Source organism: Pseudomonas ogarae (genome assembly GCF_014268695.2).
GTDB classification, from domain to species: Bacteria; Pseudomonadota; Gammaproteobacteria; order Pseudomonadales; family Pseudomonadaceae; genus Aquipseudomonas; species Aquipseudomonas kilonensis.
On sequence record NZ_CP077086.1, the window covers coordinates 3,788,558 to 3,805,300 of the forward strand.

Here is a 16,743-nt window from a genome sequence, read left to right on the forward strand (position 1 = left end):
CCTGAGAAATGATCGAACCCGGCATCTACAAAGAAGTCATGAGCTCCTTCCCGTCCGGCGTCACGGTGGTCACCACCCTGGACCCGGACGGCAATATCGTCGGCATCACCGCCAGCGCCTTCAGCGCGCTGTCGATCGACCCGGCACTGGTGCTGTTCTGCCCCAACTACGCCTCTGACACCTACCCGATCCTGCGCGACAGCAAGCAGTTCGCAATCCACTTGCTGTCCGCCGACCAGACCGCCGAAGCCTATGCCTTTGCCGGCAAAGGCAAGGACAAGGCCAAGGGCATCGACTGGCACCTGAGCGACCTGGGCAATCCATTGCTAAGCAAGGCCACGGCGATCATCGAATGCGAACTGTGGCGCGAATACGACGGTGGCGATCACGCGATCATCGTCGGCGCGGTGAAAAACCTGATCCTGCCTGAACAGCCGGTAACACCGATGATCTACCACAAAGGCAAGCTGGGCCCGCTGCCCGCGCTGGCCTGATGACCATACACATCCCACAGGTTCATCACTTTTCCAGGAAGTCCGCATGAGCAACGAAAAGTACGAACAAGGCCTGAAGATCCGCACCCAGGTGCTGGGCCAGGACTACGTCAACCGCTCCATCGAGAACGCCGACGATTTCACTCGGCCACTGCAGGAGATGGTCACCGAATATTGCTGGGGCCATGTCTGGGGTCGCGAGGGCTTGTCGCTCAAGGAGCGCAGCATGATCAACCTGGCAATGATCTCGGCGCTCAATCGCCCGCACGAACTCAAGCTGCATGTGCGCGGCGCCTTGCGTAACGGCCTGAGTCGTGAGCAAATACGCGAAATTCTGCTTCAAGTCGGTATCTATTGCGGTGTTCCCGCTGCCGTGGACAGTTTCCGGCTTGCCCGTGAAGCCTTCGCCGAAGCCGATGCCGAGGCCTCCAGTCAACCCTCGGCTGTTTGATCTGAACGTGCACGGATGTTGCCCGTTTGGCATGGACAGCCATATTACAGAGCGGACCCCATGAAACGCCTGCCACTCGACGACAGCTTCAAGGTCAATCGCAACCCCGTTACCCTGCGCGAGATCGTGCTGGATAAACTGCGAAGCGCCATCATGAACTTCCAGCTTCTGCCGGGCGATCGCCTGGTCGAACGCGATCTGTGCGATCGCCTGGGCGTGAGCCGCACGTCGGTACGCGAAGCGCTGCGCCACCTGGAATCCGAAGGCCTTGTGGAATTCGCCGATGCCAAAGGACCACGGGTGGCGATCATCACCCTGGCCGATGCCGGCGACATCTATGAATTGCGTTGCGTGCTCGAAGGCTTGATCGTCCAGCTCTTCACCCTGCGGGCCAAGGCCAAGGACATCAAGGCGCTGGAGAAAGCCCTTGAGGAGAACCGCAAGGCCCTCAAGGATGGCGAGCTGCAACAGGTCATCGATTCGGTGCAGGGCTTCTATGACGTCCTGCTCGAAGGCTCCGGCAACCATGTCGCCGCCACCCAGCTGCGCCAGTTGCAGGCGCGTATCAGCTATTTGCGAGCGACCTCGGTGTCCCAGGAAAACCGTCGCGGCAACAGCAACCAGGAAATGGAACGCATGGTCGAGGCGATCAAGAGCGGCGATCCCCTGGCCGCCCATCAGGCCTGCGTCGACCACGTGCGCGCCGCCGCCAAGGTCGCCCTGGAATACCTCAAGCGCAAGCAGGAAGAGACCGGTGAAATCCCCGAGATCATCCCGCCCATCGCCCTCAAAGAACCGCGCATAGGTCGCTAGTCATGTTCAGCCCGAGCTTTTGTCCAAAGTGCGGTGGCAGTGACCTGAATCACCGCCTGCCAGCGGGCGATACCCATGAGCGACTGATGTGTGGCGGCTGCGGCTACATCCACTACGTCAACCCGAAGATCATTGCCGGCTGCATCATCGAGCAGGACGGCAAATACCTGCTGTGCCAGCGCGCCATCCCGCCGCGCCCGGGCACCTGGACACTGCCGGCCGGTTTCATGGAAGGCGGTGAAACCACCGAACAGGCCGCGCTGCGCGAAGTCTGGGAAGAAACCGGCGTACGCGCTGAAATCGTTTCGCCCTACTCGATCTTCAGCGTGCCGAAGATCAGCGAGGTGTACATCATCTTCCGCGCCATCGCGCTGGAGATCACCGGCCAGTTCGGCCCGGAAACCCTCGCCTGCCAGTTCTTCGCCCCCGAAGACATTCCCTGGGACAGCATCTACTACCCGGCCATCCGGCAGATCCTCGAACGTTATATCGAGGAGCGCCAGGCCGGGGTCTATGGCATCTACATGGGCAACGACGACAGCGGCAAGATTCACTTCATCCGCTGACGGATCTCAGGGCGCCACACCCTCGACAATGATCACCTCGGCCCGGGCCACGCCTTCGCGATGGCGCTTGGCTTCCTGATACTGCGCCGAGTGATAGCAGGCCAGCGCCTGTTCGTAGGAGTCGAATTCGATCACCACGCTGCGCTGCGGCGTGGCCCTGCCCTCCATCGCTTCGCTACGCCCGCCCCGGGCCAACATCCGACCGCCGTACAAGGCAAACGCCGCCGGCGCCCGTTGGGTGTATTGGCTGTATTGATCGGGGTCGGTGACATCCACATGAGCAATCCAGTACGCCTTCATAGTGACCTCTTGGTTTGTTTTGTATTATGGTATACCACAACATCATTCCAGCAAGCCCCATCAGAACAAAGAGAGCCCGACATGGCCTTTAACAGCATTCAAGAAATCATCGAAGACTACCGCCTGGGCAAGATGGTGTTGCTGGTGGATGACGAAGATCGGGAGAACGAAGGCGACTTGCTACTGGCCGCCGACTGTTGCAACGCCCAGGCCATCAGCTTCATGGCCCGCGAAGCGCGCGGGTTGATTTGCCTGACCCTGACCGACGAACACTGCCAGCGCCTGGGTCTTGAGCAGATGGTGCCGAGCAACGGCAGTGTCTTCAGCACTGCGTTTACCGTGTCCATCGAGGCCGCCACAGGCGTGACCACCGGGATTTCCGCCGCCGACCGGGCACGCACTGTCGCCGCCGCCGTGGCCGTCGATGCGGGGCCCAGCGACATCGTGCAGCCGGGGCATATCTTCCCGCTGCGGGCCAAGGAAGGCGGTGTATTGACCCGCGCCGGGCACACCGAAGCCGGTTGCGACCTGGCGCGCCTGTCGGGTTTCACGCCGGCGTCGGTGATCGTCGAAGTGATGAACGATGACGGCACCATGGCCCGCCGGCCGGACCTGGAGATTTTCGCCCGCAAGCACGGGATCAAGATTGGCACCATCGCCGACCTGATCCACTACCGCTTGAGTACCGAGCACACCGTGGTGCGCATTGGTGAGCGGGAACTGCCTACAGTGCATGGCACCTTCCGCTTGTTCACCTTCGAAGACCGCATCGAAGGCGGCGTGCACATGGCGATGGTGATGGGCGACATTCGCCGGGATGAACCGACGCTGGTGCGGGTGCATGTGATCGACCCGCTGCGGGACCTGGTTGGCGCCGAATACAACGGCCCTTCCAATTGGACGCTGTGGGCGGCCCTGCAACGGGTGGCCGAAGAAGGTCGCGGCGTGGTGGTCGTGCTGGCCAACCACGAATCTTCCCAGGCGCTGCTCGAGCGTGTGCCGCAACTGACCCAGCCGCCACGACAATTCAGCCGGTCGCAATCGCGCATCTATTCTGAAGTAGGTACCGGGGCACAGATTCTGCAGGACCTGGGCGTCGGCAAATTGCGCCACCTGGGACCACCGCTCAAGTACGCGGGGTTGACGGGGTATGACTTGGAGGTAGTGGAGAGTATTCCCTTCACCGGATAAACCCTAGGCAACACCCAAATACCCTGCGGGAGCGAGCTTGCTCGCTCCCGCAGGGTTCGCCCCAGGAATAACAGGGAAAAGTTCGCCCCAGACAGATAGCCGGTACGGCAAAATGCTTGCAGAAAGTTTGGAATACCATAATATGATATTCCATAGACCGAACACTTCAGCCAAGTGCCCCCGAAAGGGAAAGTACAAACAAGAGCCCTTGGCACGGTCGCCTTTAAGGCCAGATGGACCTACTGCTCCCGATAGGCGGGCGACAAAAGCCCGCTCAAAAACACAACAATGAGGGCGTGAAAATGGTGTTGAAGAAAAGTGCAGCCGCAATTCTTTTTGCCGGCCTGCTGAGTGTCACCAGCCAGGCGACGATGGCCGCTGAAAGCGTCAACTTCGTCAGTTGGGGCGGCAGCACCCAGGACGCGCAGAAACAGGCCTGGGCCGACCCGTTCAGCAAGGCCAGCGGCATCACCGTGGTCCAGGATGGCCCCACCGACTACGGCAAGCTCAAGGCCATGGTCGAAAGCGGTAACGTGCAGTGGGACGTGGTCGACGTCGAGGCAGACTTCGCCCTGCGCGCCGCCGCTGAAGGCCTGCTCGAACCCCTCGACTTCTCGGTCATCCAGCGCGACAAGATCGACCCGCGCTTCGTCTCCGATCACGGTGTTGGTTCGTTCTACTTCTCGTTCGTCCTCGGCTACAACGAAGGCAAGCTCGGTTCCGGCAAGCCCCAGGACTGGACCGCCCTGTTCGACACCAAAACTTATCCCGGCAAACGGGCCCTGTACAAATGGCCAAGCCCCGGCGTGCTTGAGCTGGCCCTGCTGGCCGACGGCGTAGCAGCGGACAAGCTCTACCCGCTGGACCTGGACCGCGCCTTCAAGAAACTCGACACCATCAAGAAAGACATCGTCTGGTGGGGCGGCGGCGCCCAGTCCCAGCAATTGCTCGCGTCCGGCGAAGCCAGCATCGGACAATTCTGGAACGGTCGTATCTATGCCTTGCAACAGGACGGCGCGCCCGTCGGCGTAAGCTGGAAGCAGAACCTGGTCATGGCCGACATCCTGGTCATTCCAAAGGGTTCGAAAAACAAGGCCGCGGCCATGAAGTTCCTGGCCAACGCCAGCAGCGCCAAGGGCCAGGCCGATTTTTCCAACCTGACCGCCTATGCGCCGGTCAATGTCGACAGCGTTGCACGCCTGGATTCGGTGCTCGCCCCCAACCTGCCGACCGCCTACGCCAAGGATCAGATCACGCTTGATTTCGCGTACTGGGCCAAGAACGGTCAGGACATCGCGACACGGTGGAACGAATGGCTGGTCAAATAAAAATGTCGGCAACGACAACCCCTCGCACTGGGAGCGCCATTGGCGCTGCCGGTGCGGTACCGGCCAAGGCGGCGACGCAAACCCCGTCGCTGGCACAGCGCTGGCGCGGGGCCGGCAACCTGCTCCCCGCCCTGCTGTTCCTCGGCCTATTCTTCCTGGCGCCGCTGATCGGTCTGTTGCTGCGCGGTGTGCTGGAGCCCGTACCCGGCTTGGGCAACTACGAGCAACTGTTCGCCAACTCTGCCTACGCCCGGGTGTTGTTCAACACCTTTTCGGTGGCCGGGCTGGTGACGCTGTTCAGCCTGCTGTTGGGCTTCCCCCTGGCCTGGGCCATCACCCTGGTGCCCCGTGGCTGGGGGCGCTGGATGCTGAACATCGTACTGCTGTCGATGTGGACCAGCCTGCTGGCCCGCACCTACTCCTGGCTGGTGCTGCTGCAGGCCTCCGGGGTGGTGAACAAGGCGTTGATGGCGCTGGGCATCATCGATCAGCCGCTGGAGATGGTGCACAACCTCACCGGCGTGGTGATCGGCATGAGCTACATCATGATCCCGTTCATCGTCCTGCCGTTGCAGGCGACCATGCAGGCCATCGACCCGATGATCCTGCAGGCCGGTTCGATTTGCGGCGCCAGCCCCTGGACCAACTTCTTCCGGGTGTTCCTGCCGCTGTGCCGGCCGGGACTGTTCTCCGGTGGGCTGATGGTGTTCGTGATGTCCCTCGGTTACTACGTGACCCCGGCACTGCTGGGCGGCGCGCAGAACATGATGTTGCCTGAATTCATCATCCAGCAGGTGCAGTCGTTCCTCAATTGGGGCCTGGCCAGCGCCGGCGCCGCCTTGTTGGTGGCGATCACCCTGGTGTTGTTCTACTTCTACCTGAAGCTCCAGCCGGAATCCCCGGTGGGTGCCAGCAACGCGAGGTAAGCCGTCATGCTCCTGACTCCCAATGCCATGAGCCGGCGCATGCGGTTCGGCCTGTATTTCACCACCGGCCTGATCGCGCTGTTCCTGCTGCTGCCGATCGTGTTCATCGTACTGTTGTCGTTCGGTTCGTCCCAATGGCTGGTCTTCCCGCCACCGGGCTGGACGCTCAAATGGTACGGCCAGTTCTTTTCCAACCCCGACTGGATGAACGCGGCACTGACCAGCCTCAAGGTCGCGGTGCTGACCACCGTCTGCGCCGTGGCGCTGGGCCTGCCAACCGCGTTTGCCTTGGTACGTGGACGCTTCCCGGGCCGGGAAATGCTCTACGGCCTGTTCACCCTGCCGATGATCGTGCCACTGGTGATCATCGCCGTGGCGGTGTATGCGCTGTTCCTCAAGCTGGGCTACACCGGGACGATGTTCGCGTTCGTGGTCAGCCACGTCATCGTCGCGCTGCCGTTCACCATCATCTCGATCATCAACTCGCTCAAGCTGTTCGACCAGTCCATCGAGGACGCAGCGGTCATCTGCGGCGCCTCACGCCTGCAAGCGGTGTTCAAGGTGACCTTTCCAGCCATTCGCCCAGGCATGGTCGCCGGCGCCCTGTTCGCGTTTCTGGTGTCGTGGGACGAGGTGGTGCTGAGCGTGATGATGGCCAGCCCGACCCTGCAAACCTTGCCCGTCAAGATGTGGACCACCCTGCGCCAGGACCTGACGCCTGTGATCGCCGTCGCTTCGACGCTGCTGATCGGCCTTTCGGTCTTGGTGATGGTGATCGCCGCCGCCCTGCGCCGGCGCAATGAAATCAGCGCCTGAGCGCCTAGGAGAATACGATGAGTGCCGTCAAAGACCCCGCACAACAGAACAACAAGACCCTGGTCAGCCTGCGCAACCTGAACAAGCACTACGGCGACTTCGCCGCCGTGGACGACATTTCCCTGGAGATCCAGGACGGCGAATTCCTGACCTTCCTCGGCTCCAGCGGCTCGGGCAAGAGCACCACGCTGTCGATGCTGGCCGGGTTTGAAACCCCCAGCAGCGGCGAGATCCTGGTAGGCGGAAAATCCCTGGTCAATGTACCGCCGCACAAACGCGACATCGGCATGGTGTTCCAGCGCTACTCGTTGTTCCCCCATCTGTCGGTGCGCGACAACATTGCCTTTCCCCTGGCGATTCGCAAACTGGCCAGTGCCGAGCGCGAACGTCGGGTCGACGCCATGCTCAAACTGGTGCAACTGGGAGAGTTCGCCCATCGCCGCCCTTCGCAACTGTCCGGCGGCCAGCAGCAGCGCGTGGCGATTGCCCGGGCGCTGGTCTATGAGCCGCGCATTCTGCTGATGGATGAACCGCTCGGAGCTCTGGACAAAAAGCTCCGGGAAGACTTGCAGGATGAACTGCGCCAATTGCATCGACGCCTGGGCATCACCATCGTCTACGTCACCCATGACCAGGAAGAAGCCATGCGCCTGTCCCAGCGCATCGCCATTTTCAGCCACGGCAAGATCGTCGGCCTGGGCAGCGGCTATGACCTCTACCAGAACCCGCCGAACGCGTTCGTGGCCTCGTTCCTGGGCAACTCCAACTTCCTCAAGCTCAAGGCCCAGGGCAACGCGGTGGCGACCTTCGAAGGCCAGTCGCTGTCGATTCGCCTGACCGCCGGCCTGCAAACGGACCAGGACGTGCTGCTGATGGTGCGCCCGGAAAAAGCCCTCGCCTTGAGCGTCGAACAAGCCGCTCAGGAACCCTTGGCAGCCGGTTGGAATGAGGTCTCGGCCAAGGTCGTCGAAGTGCTGTTCCTGGGAGAAAGCCAGACCTGCAGCGTAGTGACGTCCGGCGGCACGGCCATGACGGTCAAGGCGCTGTCCGCCGCCGGCATGCCACTCAAGGCCGGCGACCCGGTGCGTGTGCGCTGGGCCACCGCCGACGCCTGCGTCTATACGCAATGGGCCGAGAGCGACCTGAACAAGGCCGCAGGTGCCCACTGATGAACATTGCGCGCCCACAACCGACAAAACCCGAGGATCGTCCGATGATCGATGCCAGCGTCTACAAACAAGTCATGGGCTCGTTCCCGTCCGGCGTGACCGTGATCACCACCCTCGATGACGACGGCCAGGTCGTCGGCCTTACCGCCAGTGCCTTCAGCTCATTGTCGATGGAACCTGCCCTGGTGCTGTTCTGCCCCAACTACAGCTCCGACTCCTATCCGGTGCTGATCAAGAACAAGCGCTTCGCCATCCACCTGCTCTCCGGCGGCCAGCAGAATGAAGCCTATGCCTTCGCCCGCAAAGGCAAGGACAAGGCCCAGGGCATCGAATGGACCTTGAGCGAACTGGGTAACCCGCTGCTGAGCAACGCCACGGCCATCATCGAATGCGAACTGTGGCGCGAATACGAAGGCGGCGACCACGCCATCATGGTCGGCGCCGTGAAGAACCTGATCGTCCCGCAGCACACACCGGGGCCGCTGGTTTATTGCCACGGCAAGATGGGCGCCCTGCCCGTCCTCGCCTGAACCGATCGTCAACTACAAGAGATAGCGCCATGAAATTTTCCCTGTTCGTACACATGGAGCGCTGGGACGAAAGCGTCAGCCATCGCCAGTTGTTCGAAGACCTGAGCGAGCTGACCCTGCTGGCCGAGGCCGGCGGGTTCAGTACCGTGTGGATCGGCGAGCACCACGCCATGGAATACACCATCTCGCCAAGCCCGATGCCGCTGCTGGCGTACCTGGCCGCAAAGACCACCACCATCCACCTGGGTGCCGGTACCATCATCGCGCCGTTCTGGCACCCGCTGCGGGTGGCCGGCGAATGCGCGCTGCTGGACGTGATCAGCAATGGCCGCATGGAAGTCGGCCTGGCCCGGGGTGCCTACCAGGTGGAGTTCGACCGCATGGCCGGCGGCATGCCGGCTTCCTCCGGCGGCCAGGCCCTGCGGGAAATGGTCCCGGTGGTCCGCGCCCTGTGGCAAGGCGACTACGCCCATGATGGCGAGATATGGAAATTCCCCACTTCCACCTGCGTGCCCAAGCCAATCCGCAAGCCTCACCCGCCGATGTGGATCGCCGCCCGCGACCCGGACTCCCACAACTTCGCCGTCGCCAACGGCTGCAACGTGATGGTCACGCCGTTGATGAAGGGCGATGAGGAAGTCCTGGACCTGAAGAACAAGTTCCAAGCCGCCCTGGACAACAACCCCGACGTGCCGCGCCCGCAATTGATGGTGCTGCGCCACACCCACGTGCATGCGGTGGATGATCCCGAAGGCTGGAAGGTCGGCGCCCAGGCGATCTCGAAGTTCTATCGCACCTTCGATGCCTGGTTCGGCAACAAGCAAGTGCCGGTCAACGGTTTCCTGGCGCCAAGCCCGGAAGAAAAGTTCGCCGAGCGCCCGGAGTTCCAGCTGGAAAACATCCGCAAGAACACCATGATCGGCACCCCGCAGGAAATCATCGAGCGGATCAAGTACTACCAGGAACTGGGGGTGGATGAGTTCAGCTTCTGGTGCGACAACAGCCTGCCCCATGCCGAAAAGAAAAAATCCCTGGAGCTGTTCATCCAGCAGGTGGTGCCGGCGTTTCGGTGAGCCGCAGCCCTGGAATCTCCGGCGTCAGTTCTATCGTCATCGCGAGCAGGCTCGCTCCCACAGGGTTTTGTGGTGAACATGGAATAAGTGAACATCATCGGACATTGTGGGAGCGAGCTTGCTCGCGATGGCGGCCGAGATGTGAAGGTGATGCCCAAAAAAATGCCCGGACTTCAAGGCCCGGGCATTTTGTTTTCTGGATGGATCAGAACGTTACGCTGGCGCTCAGGCGAGCGGTACGCGGCTCACCGACGCTTACCTGCAACTCGCTGCCCGTGGAGGACGGGTAGTACTGCTTGTCGAACAGGTTGTCGACGTTCAGTTGCAGCGAAGTCTTGTGCCCCAGTACCGGCGACTCCCAACGCAGGAAGGCGTCGGCGACGGTGTAGCTGCTCAGCCAGAATTCGTTGGCGTTGTTGGCGGCGCGTTCGCCGACGTAGCGGGCGCCGGCACCGGCGTGCCAGGCCCCGAATTCGGCAGGCACGTTCAGGTGATGACTCAGGTACAGGCTGGCGGTGTGTTTGGGAGCGTTGGCCAGGCGATGGCCTTCGTCAGCCGGATCGTCGAGGATTTCCGTGTGGGTGTAGGCGTAGGTGCCGATCAGGTCCCAGCGGTCGGCGAGTCGGCCGGTGATGTCGAGTTCCAGGCCTTGGGAGCCGACTTTGCCGGCGGCTTGTGCGATGTCGTCAGTGACAGTCACTACATTCTTTTTAACGATGTCGAACAAGGCGAGATTGATGTTCAATCCCGGCAGCGGATCGTACTTGGCGCCGACTTCGTAACTGCGCCCCTCCTCCGGTTTAAAGGTGCGACTGTCCTTGTCGACCACATCATTAGGCTTGAACGACCGGCTGTAGTTGCCATACAACGACAGGGTCTCGGTGGCTTTATAGACCAGTCCCAGGAACGGAACGAAGGCGTCGCCATTGTCGTCGCGAACATTGACCCGCGTGATCATGCCTTGGTTGGCATATTGATCGTAATGCTGGTAGCGCCCCCCGAAGACCAGGATCCAGCGATCATCCAGATGCCAGTTGTCCTTCAGGTACACCGAGCTGGAGGTCAGCTTGTTACTCAAGTTGCTTTGTTTTGCATTCAGCTTACTGGGTTCAGCCAGGCCGCCATAAACCGGTGCGGTGATGTCGAACCCTCCTTCTGCGTCCCCACGGTAAGTCTTGCCACGAAACTGATCTGACACCTGATTATCGATACCAACCAGCAGATCATGGCGCTGACCGAACAGCTCCTGCTTGCCCATGAAATCCCAACTGGCATAACGAGTTTCGTCATCGTATCGAGCACCGTTGGATTTTCTGCTCAACTCATTTCCCGTCAAACCATCGGGCTGCGCAATCGAAAGGCTGTACCGGTCATTATTCCAGCCATAGGTCACGCGAGTTTTCCAATCCTCGCTCAGCTCATACTCGAAACGCGCCGTGGCCGTCTCGCGAATCCCCACGCTTTTGGCCCACGGTTCATCGAGACGCTTGTCGTAGTCGATGTCAGCTGGATGCCCATTTCTGAACACCGTCCCACGATCAAACGGATTGGAATATTCGTTGTATTCATAACTCAGGTTCAACGAAGCCCGTTCCCCCGTCCAAGCCAACGACGGCGCCACCAGCGTGCTCTCATTGACCCCATAGTTGCGCCAGTAGTCTTCATGCCCGCGCTCGGCGATCAGGCGATAAGCCAGGCCGGTATCGCCCAGCGGCCCGGTGGTGTCCAGGGCCATGGTGCCGCCGCCTTCGCTGTAGGCCGAGCCGCTCAGCGTGGTGCTCTGGGTGTACTCGGGCTTCTTGCTGATGACGTTGACCAGGCCGCCGGGCTCCAGCGCGCCGTACAGCATCGAGGCCGGGCCCTTGAGCACTTCGACGCGCTCGGTAGTAGCGCTGAAGTTGCGCCCCAGGTTCGAACGCACGCCATCGCGCAGGATCGAGCCGTCATCGTTGGTGCCGAACCCGCGCTTGACCAACGAGTCTCGCGAGCCGCCCAGGGTGTTGCCCTGGCTGACGCCGCTGACGAACTTCATCGCGTCGTTCAGCGAGCGTACCTGATAGTCCGCCAGGGTCTGCTGGGTTACCACGTTGATCGATTGCGCCTCTTCCTTGATCGGTACATCGCTCTTGCTCGCCGTGCTGGCTTGCGACGTCGTGTAGCCCTCCTCCTGAGTGACACGACTGCCCTGGATATCCGTGGCCGGCAGTTCGACAGCTGCCTGCGCCCACACCGGGCTTGCGATGAAGCAGTAAGACAACGTCGGCAATACACACTTGATGAAGACGTTGCGATTAGCGAGAGGGGTGGAACGATTCAAGACGCGCACTCACAGAGGGTTGGGAATGAGAGAGAATATACTTTGAGAATGATTCCCAGTAAATCTTTCTAACATCTCCCCGCTTGACTCTGCGCACAAACAAGGGCGCCGGATGATGAGTCCGGCGCCCTCGTTTGTTTTCCTCTCCCAGTCTTGGGCTGATCAGTGGTCAGTGATCGATGGCAGCACCGGCTCCTCTCGGTACGCGAATGTCTTCGACCAGGTGCTGGATGTGCTCCGGTGGCGGCGCGGTAAAGCGTGACACCACCACCGCGGCCAGGAAGTTGAAGAGCATCCCCAACGTGCCGATGCCTTCAGGGGAAACACCCAGCCACCAATGTTCAGCCGTGTTCATCGTCGGGTTGATGAACTTGAAGTAGACGATGTAGGTGAACGTGAAGGTCAGCCCGACAATCATCCCGGCGATCGCGCCTTCGCGGTTCATGCGTTTGGAGAAGATCCCCATGACAATGACCGGAAAGAAGGAAGACGCCGCCAACCCGAAGGCGAACGCAACCACCTGGGCGACGAATGCGGGTGGATAGATGCCGAACAACCCGGCAATCAATACCGCCACGCCGGCGGCGATACGTGCAGCGAGCAATTCCTGCTTCTCGTTGATCCTGGGCATGATGTTGCTCTTGAGCAAATCATGGGAGATCGAGGTAGAGATCACCAGCAACAGCCCCGCCGCCGTCGAAAGCGCCGCCGCCAGGCCACCGGCAGCGATCAATGCGATCACCCAGCCCGGCAGGCCGGCAATTTCGGGGTTGGCCAACACCATGATGTCGTTATCGACGTAGAGTTCGTTGGCCACTGGCGAGAGCTGGTTCTTGAGCAATCGCTGCTCATGCGCCCCGCGCTCACCCGTAAAACTCGGCGCCCCGACCAGGGCCGCACCCGGGCTGTATTGGATAATGCCGTCGTTGTTCTTGTCCGCCCACGCAATCAGTCCGGAATTTTCCCAGGCTTTGAACCAGGCTGGCGCGGTGGCATAACTGACGTTGGGAATGGAGGTCAGCAGATTGGTACGTGCGAAGGCCGCCACGGCCGGCGCGGTGGTGTAGAGAATGGCGATGAACAGCAATGCGTAGCCTGCTGACTTGCGTGCATCCCGAACGGTCGGCGTGGTAAAGAAACGCACGATCACATGGGGCAGGCCTGCAGTACCGACCATCAGCGCCATGGTGATGAAGAACACGTCCATGGTCGACTTGGTGCCATCGGTATAGGCGCTGAAGCCCAACTCGGCACCCAGGCCGTTGAGCCGCTCGATCACGCTCTGCCCCGAACCGCCCACTTCGCTGATAAAGCCCAGTTGCGGTATTGGGTTGCCGGTGATCATTATCGAGATGAAAATCGCCGGCACCATGTAGGCGAAAATCATCACGCAATACTGCGCCACCTGGGTGTAGGTGATGCCCTTCATGCCGCCCAACACCGAATAAAAGAATACGATGGCCATGCCGATCATGACACCGACGTTGATATCCACTTCCAGGTAACGGGAAAAGACGATCCCGACGCCGCGCATCTGTCCCGCCACATAGGTGAAGGAAATGAAAATCACGCAGATCACTGCCACCACCCGCGCCGTCTGCGAGTAATAACGAGCCCCGACGAACTCGGGTACGGTGAACTTGCCAAATTTTCGCAGGTACGGCGCCAGGCACATCGCCAACAGCACGTAGCCCCCGGTCCAGCCCATCAGGTAGACCGAACCGTCGTAACCGGCGAAGGCAATGATCCCGGCCATGGAGATGAACGAAGCCGCCGACATCCAGTCAGCACCGGTGGCCATGCCGTTGAGTACCGGATGCACGCCCTTGCTGGCGACATAGTATTCGCTGGTGGAACCGGCACGCGTCCAGATTGCAATCGCGATGTACAACGCGAAGGAGGCGCCTACGACCAGATAAATCAGGGTTTTTGTGTCCATGTGCGCCGCCCTCAGTCTTCGTGGACGTCATATTTGCGATCGAGCTGATTCATCTTCCAGACATAGAAGAAAATCTCGAGCACAAAGACGTAGATGGAACCCTGCTGGGCAAACCAGAACCCCAAGGGTGTACCGAAGAAACTGATGGTGTTGAGTGCATCAACCAGCAAAATGCCGAAGCCGAACGACACCAGGAACCAGATAGCCAGCAAGACCAGCATCCAGCGTAGGTTTTCCGTCCAGTAGGCACGCGCAGCCTGTTGCTTTTCAGTGGACATGGAGGTGTCCTCCCGTGTTGTTTTTATTGTTTTGCACTTCAAACCGTAGCAGTCGTCAGGCAAGGCGCTAGTACGACTTTCGTCTAATTCGCTCCAACAGGTATTGACATCTCTATCTCATCGCCAAGGCAGGCTGAAGAGCAGCAGAGTCTCCAGGGTGATATCAAATAGCCCTATCCGCCCCTAAAGCTTTGGCGCTCGCGGTCGAATGTATTCCATTGAGAGATTTTTTTGCCCAGGAGCAGCGGCATGCAGACGTTAAAGGCCTTGTACGAGTCTATCGAGATGCAGTTTTTCGATACCCTCACCAAAAAGCTGTCGAGCCTTTTCCTGTTGGTGCTGGTCAGTGGCTTGTTGTATTGGGTGGCCCTCAGTGCCCGCGCCGAGATCCTGCTGCAGTTGCGCAACGCGCAGTTGGACGGCGCATTGCTGGGGCAGATCGAAGGCCGGCTCGACAGCCTTACCCATGCCCTGCTCTTTGGCGCGGTCCTGACGTTGGCCATGATCAGCTTCATGGTCTGGTATTTCCGCCACCTCATCGTGCGCCCCGTCACCGTCATGACCAAGGCCCTGGAAGAGATCGCCAACGGCGAAGGCGACCTGTCCAAGGACCTGCCGCTGGTGACTCACGACGAGATTCGCGTACTGGCCGGCACCTGCAACCGTTTCCTGGCCAAGCAACGGGAGATCATCAGCAACGTCCAAGCGCTGACCGTGCACATCGCTGTCGAGTCGGCCCGTTCGCTGAAGAACATCAGCGACTCCAGCGACAGCGCCACCCACCAGGCGCGCTTCGCCAAGGAAGTGATGGACCAGAGCAACACCGCCGTGGGCCGCATCGAAGAAGTCTCGCGCCAGACCCAGGGCATCTCCAGCACCACCGCCCAGAACCTGAGCATGGCCCGCGACTCCTACGCCGAGCTGCTGGAAGTGACCGGCAACATCAGCGAAATCTCCAGCAGCCTAAGTGAGTTTGCCACCCTGGTGAGCGCCTTGAACCAGCGTTCCTCAAGCATCAAGTCAATCGTCGGGTTGATCCAGCAGATCTCTGCCCAGACCAACCTGCTGGCCCTCAATGCCGCCATCGAAGCCGCCCGGGCTGGCGAAAGCGGCCGTGGCTTCGCGGTGGTGGCCGATGAAGTGCGAACCCTGGCACAAAACGTCAGCCGGGCCACCGATGACATCTCACGCAACATCGACGCCATGCTCGATGAAGTCAGCTCCACCCACGAGCAGACCACGCAAATCAGCCACAGCGCCCGGGAAACCCAGAAAGTGGTGGAACGCGCCTCCGGCCATTTTGAAAGCATGATCGGCGATTTCGAATCCACCAACGGCAAGCTGGCGGACATCGCGACCCATATCCAGCAGTTCGCCGACAGCAACACGGGGATCAACGACCGGGTCACCCAGATCCACGCCGACAGCCAATTGATCGACCAGCGCATGCAGCATTCGGCGACGGCCACCCGCGACCTGTCCGGCGTGGCCGAGAAGGTTCAGGCGCTGTTGGGCCGGTTCGTGCTCGGCCACGGCAAGCTGGATGCCGCCATCACCCGCGCCAGTGAATGCCGCGACACGCTCCAGGTTCGCCTGGAGGCGCTGCAAGGCGAAGGCCTGAACCTGTTCGACCAGAATTACCAGTTGATTTCCGGTACCGACCCCAAGCAGTACATGGCCAGCTATACCGAACGTTTTGCCCAGGTCTGCCAGGAGGAATGCGACAAACTCACCCGCAGCACACCGGGTGGCAAGGTTTCGTTCATTGTCGACAGCAAGGGCTATTGCCCGGTGAACAACAGCTGGGTCTCGAAGCCGCCGACTGGCGACCGGGCGGTGGATTTGCCGGTGTGCCGCAACAAGCGAATCTTCAACGACCCGATTGGCTTGCGTGCGGCAGGCAACGTCCAGCGCTTCCTGCTCCAGACCTACCTGCGCGATACCGGGGAAATCATGACCGAGATCGACGTACCGTTCTTCTTTGGCGGCCGTCATTGGGGCAACTTGCGGGTGGGCTTCGATGCGGCGGTGTTGTTGGCGGAGTGATCAACAGCGGAATCAAGCCAGACAACTACCCTGTGGCGAGGGAGCTTGCTCCCGCTCGGCTGCGCAGCAGTCGCAAAAACGGCTGATACGGTCAGCCTGAAGAACCGCCGAGGCCTGCTTCGCACGCCAGCGGGAGCAAGCTCCCTCGCCACAAGGGATTTGTGCCGTATGCAAATCTTGAGAACACCCAAAACAACTGTGGGAGCGAGCCTGCTCGCGATGGCGTTGGGTCAGTCGACATCATCGTTAACTGACACTCCGCTATCGCGAGCAAGCTCGCTCCCACAAGGGGATCGACCTCAGTTCAACAGCACTTGGGCCCACCCTTGCCGCCGTAACGGGCCTCCTGGCGTTCACGAAAGAACGCCTCGTAGTCCATCATCGGCTTGTCCGGGTGCTTGGTTTGCATGTGCTCGACGTAGTTGTCGTAGTCGGGCATGCCGACCATCAGGCGGGCGGCCTGACCGAGGTATTTACCCAGGCGACTCAAGTCATTGAACATCGTT

Annotated in this window: 17 protein-coding genes; 12 read left to right on the top strand and 5 right to left on the bottom strand. The window is 60.6% G+C overall.

Annotation, left to right across the window (positions count from 1 at the left end):
• Positions 1 to 8 precede the first annotated feature (8 nt).
• The 4 genes from HU749_RS16445 to HU749_RS16460 are packed head-to-tail and all read left to right on the top strand — an operon-like array spanning position 9 to position 2,324.
• Entirely contained in the window at positions 9 to 494 is a 486-nt protein-coding gene (locus tag HU749_RS16445) for a flavin reductase family protein (RefSeq protein ID WP_014338078.1), read from the top strand.
• Positions 495 to 540: 46 nt separating this feature from the next.
• Positions 541 to 945 (top strand): carboxymuconolactone decarboxylase family protein, encoded by a 405-nt coding sequence (locus HU749_RS16450; RefSeq protein WP_014338077.1) that lies wholly within the window; start codon positions 541 to 543, stop codon positions 943 to 945.
• Between the two features lie 60 nt (positions 946 to 1,005).
• Complete coding sequence (locus HU749_RS16455) at positions 1,006 to 1,758, top strand: GntR family transcriptional regulator (protein WP_014338076.1); 753 nt, start codon at positions 1,006 to 1,008, stop codon at positions 1,756 to 1,758.
• Positions 1,759 to 1,760: 2 nt separating this feature from the next.
• Positions 1,761 to 2,324, top strand: coding sequence for an NUDIX hydrolase (locus tag HU749_RS16460; RefSeq protein ID WP_046065770.1), 564 nt, complete (start codon positions 1,761 to 1,763; stop codon positions 2,322 to 2,324).
• A gap of 6 nt (positions 2,325 to 2,330) precedes the next feature.
• Here HU749_RS16460 and HU749_RS16465 read toward each other — a convergent pair whose 3' ends face one another.
• Positions 2,331 to 2,624: a DUF1330 domain-containing protein gene (locus HU749_RS16465; RefSeq protein ID WP_003201678.1), complete on the bottom strand. Its 294-nt coding sequence runs from the start codon at positions 2,622 to 2,624 to the stop codon at positions 2,331 to 2,333.
• A gap of 81 nt (positions 2,625 to 2,705) precedes the next feature.
• On the opposite strand from HU749_RS16465, the gene ribBA reads away from it, so the two are divergent.
• The 7 genes from ribBA (at position 2,706) to HU749_RS16500 (ending at position 9,657) form a co-directional block, all read left to right on the top strand.
• Positions 2,706 to 3,815 carry a bifunctional 3,4-dihydroxy-2-butanone-4-phosphate synthase/GTP cyclohydrolase II gene (ribBA, locus tag HU749_RS16470; RefSeq protein WP_186650207.1) on the top strand — a complete coding sequence of 370 codons (1,110 nt, stop codon included), beginning with the start codon at positions 2,706 to 2,708 and terminating at the stop codon, positions 3,813 to 3,815.
• A gap of 302 nt (positions 3,816 to 4,117) precedes the next feature.
• On the top strand, positions 4,118 to 5,143 hold the full coding sequence (locus tag HU749_RS16475; protein WP_013693317.1) for an ABC transporter substrate-binding protein: 1,026 nt from the start codon (positions 4,118 to 4,120) through the stop codon (positions 5,141 to 5,143).
• Positions 5,128 to 6,069 carry an ABC transporter permease gene (locus tag HU749_RS16480; protein ID WP_172436123.1) on the top strand — a complete coding sequence of 314 codons (942 nt, stop codon included), beginning with the start codon at positions 5,128 to 5,130 and terminating at the stop codon, positions 6,067 to 6,069. The genes HU749_RS16475 and HU749_RS16480 overlap by 16 nt, the downstream gene beginning before the upstream one ends.
• A gap of 6 nt (positions 6,070 to 6,075) precedes the next feature.
• Complete coding sequence (locus HU749_RS16485) at positions 6,076 to 6,885, top strand: ABC transporter permease (RefSeq protein WP_003201669.1); 810 nt, start codon at positions 6,076 to 6,078, stop codon at positions 6,883 to 6,885.
• A 17-nt stretch (positions 6,886 to 6,902) separates the two neighbouring features.
• Complete coding sequence (locus HU749_RS16490) at positions 6,903 to 8,054, top strand: ABC transporter ATP-binding protein (protein WP_003201667.1); 1,152 nt, start codon at positions 6,903 to 6,905, stop codon at positions 8,052 to 8,054.
• A 44-nt stretch (positions 8,055 to 8,098) separates the two neighbouring features.
• Complete coding sequence (locus HU749_RS16495) at positions 8,099 to 8,584, top strand: flavin reductase family protein (protein WP_095963567.1); 486 nt, start codon at positions 8,099 to 8,101, stop codon at positions 8,582 to 8,584.
• A gap of 29 nt (positions 8,585 to 8,613) precedes the next feature.
• Positions 8,614 to 9,657, top strand: a complete 1,044-nt coding sequence (locus HU749_RS16500; protein ID WP_079301294.1) for an LLM class flavin-dependent oxidoreductase — start codon at positions 8,614 to 8,616, stop codon at positions 9,655 to 9,657.
• Positions 9,658 to 9,862: 205 nt separating this feature from the next.
• On the opposite strand, the gene HU749_RS16505 is transcribed toward HU749_RS16500, so the two are convergent.
• The 3 genes from HU749_RS16505 to HU749_RS16515 form a co-directional block, all read right to left on the bottom strand.
• Entirely contained in the window at positions 9,863 to 11,974 is a 2,112-nt protein-coding gene (locus HU749_RS16505; protein ID WP_095974334.1) for a TonB-dependent siderophore receptor, read from the bottom strand.
• A 169-nt stretch (positions 11,975 to 12,143) separates the two neighbouring features.
• Positions 12,144 to 13,913: a sodium:solute symporter family protein gene (locus tag HU749_RS16510; protein ID WP_095963565.1), complete on the bottom strand. Its 1,770-nt coding sequence runs from the start codon at positions 13,911 to 13,913 to the stop codon at positions 12,144 to 12,146.
• A gap of 11 nt (positions 13,914 to 13,924) precedes the next feature.
• Positions 13,925 to 14,191 carry a DUF4212 domain-containing protein gene (locus HU749_RS16515; RefSeq protein WP_014338067.1) on the bottom strand — a complete coding sequence of 89 codons (267 nt, stop codon included), beginning with the start codon at positions 14,189 to 14,191 and terminating at the stop codon, positions 13,925 to 13,927.
• A gap of 249 nt (positions 14,192 to 14,440) precedes the next feature.
• On the opposite strand from HU749_RS16515, the gene HU749_RS16520 reads away from it, so the two are divergent.
• The gene (locus tag HU749_RS16520) at positions 14,441 to 16,237 is read left to right on the top strand and encodes a methyl-accepting chemotaxis protein (RefSeq protein ID WP_095974333.1); all 1,797 of its coding nucleotides are present in this window, start codon (positions 14,441 to 14,443) and stop codon (positions 16,235 to 16,237) included.
• A 304-nt stretch (positions 16,238 to 16,541) separates the two neighbouring features.
• Here HU749_RS16520 and HU749_RS16525 read toward each other — a convergent pair whose 3' ends face one another.
• Positions 16,542 to 16,739 (bottom strand): YbdD/YjiX family protein, encoded by a 198-nt coding sequence (locus HU749_RS16525; protein ID WP_003182142.1) that lies wholly within the window; start codon positions 16,737 to 16,739, stop codon positions 16,542 to 16,544.
• Positions 16,740 to 16,743 lie beyond the last annotated feature (4 nt).

Excerpts from the sequence above, each read along its gene's own strand:
- HU749_RS16490 (WP_003201667.1), top strand. The coding sequence starts at position 6,903 with ATGAGTGCCGTCAAAGACCCCGCACAACAGAACAACAAGACCCTGGTC.
- ribBA (WP_186650207.1), top strand. The coding sequence starts at position 2,706 with ATGGCCTTTAACAGCATTCAAGAAATCATCGAAGACTACCGCCTGGGC.
- HU749_RS16525 (WP_003182142.1), bottom strand. The coding sequence starts at position 16,739 with ATGTTCAATGACTTGAGTCGCCTGGGTAAATACCTCGGTCAGGCCGCC.
- HU749_RS16450 (WP_014338077.1), top strand. The coding sequence starts at position 541 with ATGAGCAACGAAAAGTACGAACAAGGCCTGAAGATCCGCACCCAGGTG.
- HU749_RS16515 (WP_014338067.1), bottom strand. The coding sequence starts at position 14,191 with ATGTCCACTGAAAAGCAACAGGCTGCGCGTGCCTACTGGACGGAAAAC.
- HU749_RS16460 (WP_046065770.1), top strand. The coding sequence starts at position 1,761 with ATGTTCAGCCCGAGCTTTTGTCCAAAGTGCGGTGGCAGTGACCTGAAT.
- HU749_RS16510 (WP_095963565.1), bottom strand. The coding sequence starts at position 13,913 with ATGGACACAAAAACCCTGATTTATCTGGTCGTAGGCGCCTCCTTCGCG.
- HU749_RS16520 (WP_095974333.1), top strand. The coding sequence starts at position 14,441 with ATGCAGACGTTAAAGGCCTTGTACGAGTCTATCGAGATGCAGTTTTTC.
- HU749_RS16500 (WP_079301294.1), top strand. The coding sequence starts at position 8,614 with ATGAAATTTTCCCTGTTCGTACACATGGAGCGCTGGGACGAAAGCGTC.
- HU749_RS16485 (WP_003201669.1), top strand. The coding sequence starts at position 6,076 with ATGCTCCTGACTCCCAATGCCATGAGCCGGCGCATGCGGTTCGGCCTG.
- HU749_RS16465 (WP_003201678.1), bottom strand. The coding sequence starts at position 2,624 with ATGAAGGCGTACTGGATTGCTCATGTGGATGTCACCGACCCCGATCAA.
- HU749_RS16480 (WP_172436123.1), top strand. The coding sequence starts at position 5,128 with ATGGCTGGTCAAATAAAAATGTCGGCAACGACAACCCCTCGCACTGGG.
- HU749_RS16455 (WP_014338076.1), top strand. The coding sequence starts at position 1,006 with ATGAAACGCCTGCCACTCGACGACAGCTTCAAGGTCAATCGCAACCCC.
- HU749_RS16445 (WP_014338078.1), top strand. The coding sequence starts at position 9 with ATGATCGAACCCGGCATCTACAAAGAAGTCATGAGCTCCTTCCCGTCC.
- HU749_RS16475 (WP_013693317.1), top strand. The coding sequence starts at position 4,118 with ATGGTGTTGAAGAAAAGTGCAGCCGCAATTCTTTTTGCCGGCCTGCTG.
- HU749_RS16495 (WP_095963567.1), top strand. The coding sequence starts at position 8,099 with ATGATCGATGCCAGCGTCTACAAACAAGTCATGGGCTCGTTCCCGTCC.